The sequence below is a fragment of the Cobetia sp. PDI-12MA genome (assembly GCF_059507695.1).
Map to the genome: position 1 here is coordinate 3,967,184 of NZ_CM183351.1, position 12,705 is coordinate 3,979,888.

9 protein-coding genes are annotated in these 12,705 nt (G+C 64.4%); 1 reads left to right on the forward strand and 8 read right to left on the reverse strand.

The annotated features are described in order from the left end of the window. Nucleotides 1-109: 109 nt before the first annotated feature. From cysZ to AC5WNI_RS16835, 6 genes are all read right to left on the reverse strand, one after another. On the reverse strand, nucleotides 110-838 hold the full coding sequence (gene cysZ, locus AC5WNI_RS16810; RefSeq protein ID WP_175088887.1) for a sulfate transporter CysZ: 729 nt from the start codon (nucleotides 836-838) through the stop codon (nucleotides 110-112). 211 nt (nucleotides 839-1,049) lie between these two features. Beyond that, entirely contained in the window at nucleotides 1,050-1,775 is a 726-nt protein-coding gene (phoU, locus tag AC5WNI_RS16815; RefSeq protein ID WP_043331737.1) for a phosphate signaling complex protein PhoU, read from the reverse strand. Nucleotides 1,776-1,994: 219 nt separating this feature from the next. Next, entirely contained in the window at nucleotides 1,995-2,840 is an 846-nt protein-coding gene (gene pstB / locus AC5WNI_RS16820) for a phosphate ABC transporter ATP-binding protein PstB (RefSeq protein ID WP_084589238.1), read from the reverse strand. Continuing rightward, the gene (pstA, locus tag AC5WNI_RS16825) at nucleotides 2,837-4,633 is read right to left on the reverse strand and encodes a phosphate ABC transporter permease PstA (protein WP_175088888.1); all 1,797 of its coding nucleotides are present in this window, start codon (nucleotides 4,631-4,633) and stop codon (nucleotides 2,837-2,839) included. The genes pstB and pstA overlap by 4 nt, the downstream gene beginning before the upstream one ends. Continuing rightward, nucleotides 4,630-6,891, reverse strand: coding sequence for an ABC transporter permease subunit (locus AC5WNI_RS16830; protein ID WP_175088889.1), 2,262 nt, complete (start codon nucleotides 6,889-6,891; stop codon nucleotides 4,630-4,632). The genes pstA and AC5WNI_RS16830 overlap by 4 nt, the downstream gene beginning before the upstream one ends. Nucleotides 6,892-7,022: 131 nt before the next feature. Then, complete coding sequence (locus AC5WNI_RS16835; protein ID WP_175088890.1) at nucleotides 7,023-8,033, reverse strand: PstS family phosphate ABC transporter substrate-binding protein; 1,011 nt, start codon at nucleotides 8,031-8,033, stop codon at nucleotides 7,023-7,025. A 548-nt stretch (nucleotides 8,034-8,581) separates the two neighbouring features. Between AC5WNI_RS16835 and AC5WNI_RS16840 the strand changes: the two genes are divergently transcribed. Next, nucleotides 8,582-9,016, forward strand: coding sequence for an acyl-CoA thioesterase (locus AC5WNI_RS16840; protein ID WP_175088891.1), 435 nt, complete (start codon nucleotides 8,582-8,584; stop codon nucleotides 9,014-9,016). Between the two features lie 126 nt (nucleotides 9,017-9,142). Here the strand turns inward: AC5WNI_RS16840 and AC5WNI_RS16845 are convergent, their stop codons facing one another. Both AC5WNI_RS16845 and uvrD read right to left on the reverse strand, forming a co-directional pair. Beyond that, nucleotides 9,143-10,243: a TRAP transporter substrate-binding protein gene (locus tag AC5WNI_RS16845; RefSeq protein ID WP_175088892.1), complete on the reverse strand. Its 1,101-nt coding sequence runs from the start codon at nucleotides 10,241-10,243 to the stop codon at nucleotides 9,143-9,145. A 195-nt stretch (nucleotides 10,244-10,438) separates the two neighbouring features. Continuing rightward, entirely contained in the window at nucleotides 10,439-12,661 is a 2,223-nt protein-coding gene (uvrD, locus tag AC5WNI_RS16850; protein ID WP_175088893.1) for a DNA helicase II, read from the reverse strand. Nucleotides 12,662-12,705: the final 44 nt, after the last annotated feature.

Here is a 12,705-nt window from a genome sequence, read left to right on the forward strand (position 1 = left end):
CACCTCGAAAGGAGGCGACTGCGGGGCGTTTCTTTTGGTCCGCCAGACGACGCTGCGGCTACCTCAACGACAAACCAGTACAGCGATGAACCAGCTGCGACAGGCTGTCTCAACGACGCGGCGCCGGCAACTGACGGTAGTGGCTCTGCCACATCAGTACCGCCCCGGCGACAGCGCCCGGAATGAACAGCAGATTGGCCAGAGGCACCAGCGTCATGACGAACACCGCGGCGCCGAAGGTCAGTGAGGGCCACCAGCGCGCCTTGAGGCGCTGCTTCATGTCACCGAAGCTGACCTGATGGTTGTCCATCGGGTAGTCGAGGTACTGGATCGACATGCTCCAGGCCGAGAACAGCCCCCACAACAGCGGCGAGAGCAGGTTCAGACCCGGGATGAAACCGATGATGAACAGCGCGATCATGCGCGGGATGAAATAGCCCAGCTTGGCCATTTCACGTCCCAGCGAGTCGACGCCGATCTTCATCAGCCCACGGTCATCGTCAATCAGTGTGCCATCCAGGCGATGCTCGACCTTCTCGGCCAGAATGCCGTAGAAGGGCGCGGCGATCAGGTTGGTCACCAGGCTGAAGGTGAAGAACACCACCAGCAACAGACTCACCACCAGCAGCGGCCAGATCAACCAGCTGAGCCAGTCCAGCCAGGCCGGCACCTTGAGCATCCAGTAATCGATCCAGCCACCGAACTGGTTGAACAACACCCACAGCGTGATGCTGTAGAGCACCAGGTTGATCGCCAGCGGTACGAATACGAAGCGGCGCAGCCCCGGGGTATAGACCATACGGGTCCCGCGGACCAGCGCCGATACGGCATCAATCATGCGACGTCCTCGTCATCTCAAAAGAACCGGCCAGCCAGCAGACTGACCGGAGCCACACCCTAGCACTCCCGCCTGCGCAGCGCAGCTGTCGGCCGCATGAGACTGCTCGCGCTCCCATGACGCAATCGCCCCGCGGCCTGCCGATGGGCAGGTGCGGGGCGAAGCATCGTGCAGAAGTCTGCGGGCGTTGCGTCACACCCGGGAGTTCAGCTCACTTCTTGTCCAGGTCCTGCGGCTTCAGGTCATGGGTGTCGGTATGACGCACGTCCACGCCCTTGACCAGGAAGATGACGTACTCGGCCAGGTTGTCGGCGTGGTCACCGATACGCTCCAGCGCACGCAGAATCCACATCACATTGAGCACCGGCGTGATCTGGCGCGCGTCTTCCATCATGAAGGTCATCAGCGAGCGCATGGCACTTTGATATTCCAGATCCACCGAGGCATCTTCACGCAGTACCTTGAGGGCAAGGTCGGTATCGAAGCGCGCAAAGGCCGTCAGGGAGTCACGCACCATGCTGCGCACGTGCTGGCTGAGGTGTCGCACCTCGACCATGCCGCGCGGGCTCTGGCCGTTCTCGACCAGCGAGATGGCGTTGCGTGCGATCTTGCTCGATTCATCACCGATACGCTCGAGATCGGAGGTGGCGCGGATGACGGCCAGCACCAGACGCAGGTCGGAGGCCGCCGGCTGACGGCGGGCCAGCACCCGGGTGCACTCGTCATCGATCTTGAGCTGCATGTCGTTGACAGCCTTGTCGTTGTCGCGCACCCGTGTGGCGGTCTCACTGTCGCCTTCCAGCAATGCCGTGACGGCATCCTGCAGCTGCTTCTCTACCAGTCCGCCCATGGCCAGCAGGTGTGTCTTCAGTGCATCCAGCTCGTGATTGAACTGCTCTGAGATATGCTTGCCGTGCGAATCGCTGGTGATATCCATTTCCCTCTCCCGGAAAGTCGCCCACCGAGTCAGGGGGCGTGACATGAATGACGTGACAAGTATGGCCCACTGCTGACTGACACAGCGGGCTCCCCCTCAGCATGCCGACACTTGATTGCAGTTATGTTTCACCCATGACTCAAAGGCGCTATCTGGCCTACATCGTCAGCAATATCAGGGCGAAAAGGCTACCTGGCTGCACGTTCGCGCATGAGCGCGCTAACCGAAACGCCCCGTGATGTAGTCTTCGGTCTGGCGGCGGCGCGGGTTGGTGAACAGCTGATCGGTCGGGGCGAATTCCACCAGGCGGCCCTCATGCAGGAAGGCGGTATCGTCCGAGACCCGCGCGGCCTGCTGCATGTTGTGCGTGACGATGATCAGCGTCAGGCGTGAGCGCAGCGAACGGATCAGCTCCTCGATCTTGAGCGTCGAGATGGGGTCCAGCGCCGAGGCCGGCTCATCCAGCAGCAGCACCTCCGGCTCGACCGCCAGTGTCCGCGCGATCACCAGCCGCTGTTGCTGGCCACCCGAGAGCCCCAGCGCGCTGTCGTGCAGGCGATCCTTCACCTCTTCCCAGAGTGCCGCGGAGCGCAGACAGGATTCGACCTTGTCATCGAGGTGGCGCTTGTCATTCTCGCCGACCAGCCGCAGCCCGAAGGCCACGTTCTCGTAGACCGACATCGGAAAGGGGTTGGGTGTCTGGAAGACCATGCCGATCCGGCGGCGCAGCATCGGCACGTCCACGCCGCGCGCATGGATGTCCTCGCCCTCGAGCAATACCTTGCCGGAAAGACGTGACTGTTCGTCGAGATCGGTCATGCGATTGAAGGTACGCAACAGGCTCGACTTGCCGCAGCCGGAAGGGCCGATGAAGGCCGTCACGCGCTTGCGTGCGATCTGCAGGCTGACATCCTCCAGTGCGCGTCGCGTCTGGTTCTCCTTGCCGACACGCGCCTGATAATCGAGGCTCAGGTGGCGGGTTTCCAGGCAGATGTCCTCAGCTGGCCGCGCAGGCGTCTCCTGAAGAAACAACTGGGGCTTGGGCTGTTCAGAGTCACGCCTCATTCGGTGGCTCCCTTGTAACGTTGTGCCAGCATGTGACGCAGGCGAATGGCACTCAGATTGAGGCATAGAATCACGACTACCAGCACCAGCGCGGTCGCATAGACCAGCGGCCGACTGCTGAAGGCGTCGCTGCTCTGGAAGGCCAGATCATAGACCTGATGCCCCAGATGCATGAATTTCCGGTCCAGATGCAGCCACGGGAAGCTGTCATCCAGCGGCAGGTCCGGGGCCAGCTTGACCACCCCGACCAGCATCAGCGGCGCGACTTCACCCGCCGCACGCGCCACGGCAAGAATCAGCCCCGTCATCAGCGCCGGCGAGGCGGCCGGAATCACCACGCGCTTGAGCGTTTCCAGGCGGGTCGCTCCCAGCGCCAGCGCGCCTTCGCGCAGACGACGCGGCACGCGCGCCAGCCCCTCTTCCGTGACGACGATCACCACCGGCAAGGTCAGCAGAGCCAGCGTCAGCGAGGCCCACAGAATGCCGCCGGTCCCGAAGGTCGGCGTCGGCAGCCGCTCGGAATAGAACAGCTCATCGATCCCGGCCCCCAGTCCATAGACGAAGAAGCCGAGACCGAACACGCCGTAGACGATGGAGGGTACCCCGGCCAGATTGCGCAGCGCGATGCGCGTCAGGCGCGTCAGGCGCCCCTGATGGGCCACCTCGTGCAGATAGAGCGCCGCCATCACGCCGAAGGGCATCACCATGATCGACATCAGCACCACCATCAGCACGGTGCCGAAGATGGCGGGCCAGACGCCACCGAAGCCCTCGGTGGAGGCACCGGCCACGAAGTCGCGAAAACGCTGGAACGTCATCATCAGCCGGCCGCTGAAGCCCATCGCATTGGGCTGCCAGGCATTGCGGATATCATCGAGCGCGATGCGGCCTTCGTAGCCGCCATTGCCGCCCAGCAGCAACTGTCCGCCCGCCAAGGCATCACGCAGGGCACTCAGCTGACCTTCACGCTCGATGAAGGCGCTGCGCACCTCTTCCAACTCCTCCTGTATCTCCCGCTCGAGCTCAGCGTCCTCATGAGCCTGCGCCGCTGCAACGTCAGCAGAGGGGCTGCGCCGGGATGCCAGAGACTGCTGCAGCGCCTGATAGCGACTGCTCAAGGCTTCACTGTCCAGGCGCAGCGCCTGCAGCTGGCGGCGCTCGCTCTCGATCATCTTCAGGCGGGCAAACAGTGGCTCGGTGTCTTCGGCCAGGGGCCGGGCAGGCCCGTCGCCAACATCGGGCGTGTGGTCCATCTCCCCTGTCATCGGGTCACTCAGCGCCCGTGGCATGCCGTAGAGAGTACGGCCGTCGCGCATTTCCAGCATCAGCGCCTGGCGGGGGAAGGTCATCCTGTCGAGCAGCGTCTCCGGCAGCCACTGCCAGCTGGCCGCGGCCCCGTCACGCGAGGATGTCTGCAGCAACCACCATTGCTGGCGAGCGTCGTCCCCCTCGCCCGAGGCGACACGGCGCATCTCCTCGTGCATCAGCTCGCCGAGCAGATGGCGATTGTCGGCCGCCGGCTCTCCGCGCGTGGTGGTCAGGGCCGTGGGACTTTCCCCCGGCTGCGCCGTCAGCTCCACCTCGACCAGCCGGGAGGGCCAGAAGTGACTGAAGGAGCCCACCACCAGCAGGCTGAGCAGGCCCAGCACCAGCACCAGCGAGACACTGACCGCCATGGCGTTCAGCCAGCCCCACGGGCCGCCATCACGCCAGTATCGCTGAAGGCGTCCGACCAGCGGCTCGCGTGGGCGCAGCAGTGAGGAGCTGGCGCGATTCGTGTCAGGGCGTCTCATCCCCAGCTCCCCTGATTGGGCGGCGTGAAGCGCTGTCGCAGCACTTCCGCCAGCGTATTGACCACGAAGGTGAAGACGAACAATGCCAGGGCAGCGAGGAACAGCAAGCGGTAGTGACTGCTGCCGACCTCGGCCTCCGGCAGCTCGATGGCCAGGGTCGCGGCCAGTGAGCGCAGGCCCTCGAACAGGCTGGCATCCACCAGCGGCGTATTGCCGGCCACCATCAGCACGATCATCGTCTCACCGACAGCGCGCCCCATGCCGATCATCATCGCCGAGAACAGCCCGACCGCAGCGGCTGGCAGGATGACGCGGCGCAGGCTCTGCCATGGCGTCGCGCCCAGCGCCGCAGAGCCGGCGGCCAGGCCACGCGGCACCGACGAGAGGGCATCCTCGCTGAGCGTGAACAGGGTCGGCATCACCGCCAGCCCCAACGCCATGCCGGTCACCAGGGTATTGCGCTGGGCATAATCGATGCCGTAGTGGCTGAACAGCCATTGACGGAGGTCGCCGTCGAACCACCACTGCTCGACCTGGCCGGCGATTGTCACATCCAGCCACAGCAGCACGAACAGCAGTGGCAACAGCCCGAAGGCCGCCATGTTTTCCGGCAGCAGGTTGCGCCATGCGCGCGGCGCCAGGGTCCACAGGAAGCCGGCCGCCATGGTGCCCAGCGGAATCAGGACCAGTCCCAGCAACACCGCCATCAGCTCACGCTCGACAAAGGGCGCGACCACCAGAGCGGCGATGAAGCCGATCACCACGGTCGGCAGTGCCTCCATCATCTCCAGCAGCGGCTTGATGCGGGAACGCTGGCGCGGCGCCATGAAGCAGGCGACATGGATGGCACAGCCGAGCCCCAACGGCACGGCAAACAGCAGCCCGGCCAGCGCCGCCTTGAGCGTGCCCCACATGATGGGCACCAGCGACAGACGGGGTTCGTGGGTGCCGGTGCTCTCCAGCTGCCAGATCCACTCCGGCGCAGCGCGTCCCTCATACCAGACCTTGCCAAAGATGGCGTCGAGCCCGACGGCCTGATGCGGGTCATGTATCGCAAGCCCGGCATAGGCCTTGCCGAGCGCCCCCAGCGGCGCGTCCTGAGCGAGCTGACCGGGCAACCTTGCCTCCCGGACCGCCGATGCCAGCAAGCGGCGGTCATCATTGTCGAATTCCAGCGCCACGCCTGTCGCGACCCGGGAGGCATCCAGCCAGTCCAGCACCTGACGGCGACGCTCGCTGGTGGCCAGATAGAGGCCAAGGCGGCCGTTGGCGTCCAGCGCGGCAAAGCCGAGGCTGTGATGGGCGGCAGCCATCGTCACCACCGGCGCCGACAGGCCACTGTCAAAGACGCCGGCCTTGACCAGCGGCTGCGCGTGCGCCGGCAACAAGTAATGGGTCAGGCCGCCTGCCGCGTCCCCGACGATCAGGCTTCTGCCGCCACGCAGGACGCTGAGCGCGGTGATCGCCGGCGATGACGCGGAGGCAGAAGAGCTCACAGCGTGATGTGCCAGCTTGCGTGCCAGCGGCCCGGTCCCGCTGGAGGCCTCGCTCAGTTGCCACTGGGTGAAGCCATCGCGGTCAGCGGTGACCAGCAGACGCCCCTGCTGCGAAGACAGTCTGGCCGTGCCCGGCAACCACTGCTGCTGCCACTCGGAGTGCCGGGGCTGACTTGCCGCATCGCCATCCAGCGCGCCTGCGGTGGCGTGCGACGCCGACAGCGTCAGGCGTGCCAGCCACAGGCCATCGCCATCCTCGAACGGAATACGCAGCCACAGCTGGTCGCGACTGAGCACCAGGCTTGCCTGGCGGCGCTCAAGTCCTGCGGGAACCTCGATGGCACTGCCGCGCAGGCGAATGCCCGCGGCGGACTGCTGTACCACCTGCAGACGATCATCCGCGAGCCAGACACCCGCCAGCGGCGAGGTGCGCAAGTCCGCCGTCGAATCATCACTGGCCAGCACGGGAGGCAGCCCGTCACGCGCGAATAGCCGCATGCCAGGCAAGGCGCTCAGCCAATCAGGGTCGCTCAGCCAGTCAAGGTCGGTCTGAGCGGCAGGCATCTGCTGGTCGATCGCCTGCTGTTCGAGCGGCTTGACGCTGGCGGGCTTGAGCAGCGGCCACGACACGCTGACCAGATAGGCCAGCATCACGACGACGATGACCATCACGCCCAATCCGGCCGCTGTCAGCCACAGACTGGCAAGACGGTCATGCCGCAGACGACGACGCTGCATTCGGGAGGCATCAACTGCCGACATGAAATATCACCACGAAAGGATTCGCGCCCGGGAGTGTCGACTCCGCAGACGCATGAAGCAGGTATGGCACCGAGATTATGTCCAGGTGATGACAGAAAGATGACAAAGGCGAATCAGAGGGCATCAACATCCTAGAGCCCCAGTTGCTGACGCCAGTGCAACAGCTGCTTTTCCGGCAATGGCACATAGCCACCACGCAGGATGGCCTGCTGGCCCTGACGCGACATGATCAATGACAGGAAGGCCTGTTCCAGCGCCGGGAGCGGCTCGTCCGGCACGCGATTGACGTAGATGTACAGCGCACGGGTCAGCGGATAGCGGCCGTCGCGAATGCTGGCCCGGCTCGGGAAGACAGCGTGGCCACCCGCCTCACGGCTGACGGATAGCTGCTTCACCAGCGGCGAAGAGGTGCTGAAGCTGGCATAGCCGATGCCATTGGGCGAGGAGCCCACCGCACCGATGATGGAGGCCGAGCCCGGCTGTTCGCTGACATCGAGACGGAAATCGCCATCGCACAGCGCGATTCGGCGAAAGGCGCCGTAGGTGCCCGAGGTGGCACTGCGCCCGAAGCGAGTGAGCTGGCGGTCATCCCACTCATCGCTCAGCCCGAGCTGGCCCCAGCGACTGGCCGCCTGCCCACCACAGTTGTGCGTGGCGGAGAAGATGGCATCCAGCTGCGCGATGCTGATCTCCTCCAGCGGATTGCTGCGATGCACGATGATGCCCATCGCATCCAGTGCCACGGGCACCCCCAGCGGCGGATAGCCGAATTCACGCGTGAAGTCCTGACGCTCCTGGTCACTCATCGGGCGCGACATCAGGCCGATGCGAGTGGTGCCGGCGATCAATGCCGGTGGCGCCGTCGAGGAGCCCGCGGCCTGCAGCTGCACGCGCACCCCCGGATGATAGCGGCGCAGCTGGGCAGCCCAGCGCGTCACCAGCACCGACAGGGTATCGGAGCCCACCGCCGTCAGGTTGCCCACTACCCCGGACACCGGGCGATATTCGGGCACCTTGTCGGCCAGCGCCGGAGCCGAGAGCGTCGAGAGCCCCAGCAGGCAGGCAAGCGACATCAGTCGCAGCGACGGTGGGCTTGAGCGCAGACGAGGCGCACCTGCGGAGGGCACATAAGAGGAAGGCACGGATGACCCGCGAAGCGAAGCGAACACGGCGCGAAACCCTGTACGGACAAGCGTCCCGACGGAAACTGACATGGCGACTTCCCACCAGAGAATGAACGAGATGACGATGCGACACGGAGCTGGCCACTGCTTGCCATGCCCGTGGTGACGGGCATGCGACGGTAGCTCAGGATGGCCCATGTAGCATGACGAAACACTGCGAGTATCCGCCATTGCTGCGTTGAGGAACGATACTCCATGCTGCAGCGCAAAAAAATTTCCTGACAGTCCCTTGTCAGTGAGGACAGTGCTTTGTCCGCCAGAGTAGGATACAGGAGATGATGAAGCCGCTGCGGCTCATCCGCCATGGCCTGCGTCGCGCTGCTACCACCGATGGCACCCGATGACGTCCTTCGGCCATTGCCGAAGCCTCCTTTGCAAGGCAGCGCCCTGCGCAAGGAAGTGCCCTAGGCAAGGAAGCGCACTGCGCCAAAAGACGCACCTTTTTCAGATGGAAGGGTGCAGAAATGAAATGGCCATTTTATAACAACAAGATAGCGAGTCATGACATGCAAGCTCTGGATGATATCCCGACGCCGAACGGCACACTGACGCTCAAATTGATCGCCCAGCGCCAGGACACCAATCTCTATGGCGACATCAGCGGCGGCTGGCTGATGCACCGCATGGACGAGGCCTGTGAGCTGGCCGCCGGGCGCGTCGCCCACGGGCGCACTGCCACCGTAGCCGTCGAGGGTCTCGATTTCCTGTCGCCGGTGCGTATCGGCTCGGTGGTCAATATCTTCACTCAGGTGGCAGAGGTCGGGCGCAGTTCGATCAGACTCTCCGTCGAGGTCTGGATCCGCCCGCCGCAGGAGCGCAATCAACATGCGCTGACCAAGGTGACCGAAGCCTGCTACGTGATGGTGGCACTCGATGACAATGGCCGCATCCGTGCCGTACCGGAGCAGGCCAGCACCGCCATCACCGGGGAGCAGGACTGAGCCAAGCGCCTCGCCCCTCTTCTTGTCAGCCACACGCCAAGAAAAAGCCGCCCTCAGGGGCGGCTTTTTCGTCAACAGTCAGTCACGCAGTCAGACAGTCCGTCAGGTAGCCCGAAAGAGACTCGCTCAGGCTTCGCCCAGCACTCGTCCACGCGCATCCAGATAGGCCTGCTCGCCGATACGTGACCAGGGCGCGACCTGCTGCTGGAAGGCGCGATAGGACTCATAGACGCGCCTGGCGTCCTCGTCCTTGGCGATGAACTCGTCCAGCACCTCGTTGGAGGCATCGAACAGCGCCGCATAGACGTCCTGGGGGAATTCACGCAGTTCCACACCGTGTTCCTCGACCAGCGAGGTCAGCGCGGTAGCGTTGCGCAGCGCGAACTCATCCACCATGGCGTGATTGGCGATTCTGGCCGCCTGGATCACCACCTGCTGCAGATCTTCCGGCAATGCCTGCCAGGCCTCGAGATTGACGGTGCCTTCGAGGATGGCGGAAGGCTCGTTCCAGGCCGGTGAGTAGTAATACTTGGCCACCTGATGCAGGCCGAAGGCCAGATCATTGTAGGGGCCGACCCAGTCGGTGGCATCGATCACGCCGGTTTCCATCGCGGTGAAGATCTCGCTGCCCGGCAGATTGACCGCGCTGGCGCCGATGCGATTCATCACTTCGCCCGCCAGCCCCGGCAGGCGGATCTTCAGGCCCTTCATGTCCTCGAGACTGTTCACTTCCTTGTTGAACCAGCCAGCCATCTGGGTGCCGGTGTTGCCCACCGCCAGCGGCTTGAGGTTGTGGCGCGAGTAGATCTCGTCCCACAGCTTCATGCCATCGCCGTGATACAGCCAGGCGTTGGTCTCGGTGGTGTTCATGCCGAAGGGCACGGCGGTGAAGAACTGGGCCGCAGGGACCTTGCCCTTCCAGTAGTAGGAGGCCGAGTGGCCCATCTGGGCAGTGCCGGAGGACACGGCATCGAAGACTTCCAGCGCCGGCACCATCTCGCCGGCGCCATAGACCTTGACCTGCAGGCGACCACCGGAGAGCTGACCGATCAGGCTGGCGAACTCATTGGCACCGGTGCCCAGTGCCGGGAAGTTCTTCGGCCAGGAGGTGACCATCTTCCAGTGGATGGTCTCGCCCTCGGAGGCATTGGCGGTGGACACGAAAGGCGCGGCGGCGAGACCGGCAGCACCGGCCCCCAGAGCAGAGAGAAAACGGCGGCGTTGCATGGGACTTTCCTTGTTCGAGTTGTGGGCAATGCATGACACGGCATCAAGACAGCAGATTGTCTGCCACTATGCCGCGACCCATGGATGGCCCACAACTGCACCAAGGCCGTAATGGCGCACGAATACCGCGCCCCCTGCGCCACTCTTCACCTCTTGCCAGCGCCTCGTATCAGCGCCTGCTATCAGGACTTGCTGTCAGCTCAGCACTTCCAGCTTGGCAAAGCCCAGCACCAGCCACTTGTCGCCTTCGCCCTCGAAGCTGATCTGCACGCGCGCGCGCTCACCCTGGCCTTCGGCATTGATGACCACGCCTTCCCCGAACAGCGGATGGCGCACCAGGCTGCCAAGCGAGAGTGCCGGCATGTCGCCATTGGCCTCGACACTCTCCTGACGCGGACCGGATGGACGGCGATTCGGCGTGGCGCGCTGGGTCGAGACCGGACGCGAGACCTGACCACGCAGACGCACCTCTTCCAGCAGCTCTTCCGGCAGCTCACGCAGGAAGCGCGACGGCCGCTGGAAAGTCTCCTTGCCGTGCATGCGCCGCAGCTCGGCGTAGGTCAGGTAGAGGCGCTGCATGGCGCGGGTGACACCGACATAACACAGGCGACGCTCTTCCTCGAGACGCCCCGGCTCTTCCAGCGACATCTTGTGCGGGAACAGTCCCTCCTCGACCCCGGCGACGAATACCACCGGGAATTCGAGTCCCTTGGCGGAGTGCAGCGTCATCATCTGCACGCATTCCTCGCCTTCGGCGGCTTCATGGTCGCCGGCATCCAGTGCGGCTTCGGCGAGGAAGGGTTCCAGCGCCTCGGCACCTTCGCTGGGGGCTTCCGGGTCCATGCGCTCGCCCTGACTGAAGGCACGGCAGGCATTGACCAGCTCCGAGAGGTTCTCGAGGCGTGCCTGGCCCTTCTCGCCCTTCTCGGCGGCGTGATGCTCACGCAGGCCGGTGGCGTGGATGACGTGCTCGACCAGCTCATGCAGCGCCATGCCGGCGGTGTCGTTGTCGAGGCCATCGATGATGTCGGCGAAGGCTCGCACGGCAGTCGCGGCGCGTCCCTTGAGGGCGCCATCGGAGACCGCATCGCTCATCGCCTGCCACATGGTCAGGTTGCCGTAGCGTGCGCGCTCGCGCAGCTGCTCGACGGTGCGCATTCCGATGCCACGCGCCGGCACGTTGATCACGCGCTCCAGGGCGGCATCGTCCTCGCGGTTGTTCATCAGGCGCAAATAGGCGAGCGCGTTCTTGATCTCGAGACGCTCGTAGAAGCGCTGGCCGCCATAGATGCGATAGGGCATGCCCTGGCGGATCAGCGTCTCCTCCAGCACGCGTGACTGGGCATTGGAGCGATACAGGATCGCGATCTCGTCGCGGCTGTAGCCATGCTCATTGACCAGCTCACGGATGGTATCGGCGATATAACGCGACTCGTCGATATCATTGAAGCCGGCATAGACACGAATGCGCTCGCCACGACCGCTATCGGTCCACAGCTCCTTGCCCATGCGCCCGCCGTTGTGGCTGATCAGGGCGTTGGCGGCCTCCAGAATGGCGCTGGAGGAGCGGTAGTTCTGCTCCAGACGCACCACGCGGGTGTTGGCGAACTCCTCGGTGAAGCGCTGGATGTTCTCGACCCGCGCGCCACGCCAGCCGTAGATGGACTGGTCATCATCGCCGACCACGGTCATGCACTCGCGATCACCGGCCAACAGCTTCAGCCAGGCGTACTGCAGGGTGTTGGTATCCTGGAACTCGTCGACCAACAGGTGGGCGAAGCGCTCGCGGTAATGCGCCAGCAGATGCGGCGTATCACGCAGCAGTTCCAGCGAGCGCAGCAGCAGCTCACCGAAATCGACCAGGCCGCCGCGTTCACAGGCGAGCTGATAGAGCTCATACATCTCGACCATCTTGCCCATGTAGGCATCGCCATGGGTCTGCACCTGATGGGCGCGCAGACCTTCCTCCTTGCAGCCGGCGATGAAGTACTGGACCTGCTTGGGCGGCCAGCGCTCATCATCGACGTTGTGCTCCTTGAGCAGCCGTTTGACCATGCGCAGCTGGTCATCGCTGTCGATGATCTGGAAGTGCTCGGGCAGGCGCGCCTCCTGCCAATGGGTGCGCAGCAGACGGTGACTGATTGAGTGGAAGGTACCGACCCACATGTGGCGCAGGCTGCTGCCATTGAGCGCCTCGAGACGCGTGCGCATCTCCCGCGAGGCCTTGTTGGTGAAGGTCACCGACAGGATGGCGTAGGGCGAGAACTGATATTGGTCCATCAACCAGGCGATGCGGTGAACCAGCACGCGGGTCTTGCCGGAACCGGCCCCCGCCAGTACCAGCATGTTGCCCGGCGGCGCGGACACGGCCTCACGCTGATGCGTGTTGAGGTGATCGAGGAGGGGCGATTCGGTCATGCAGGGCTCACCACAGGGCAGAGGAGTCGAGGAGCGGAGCAGCG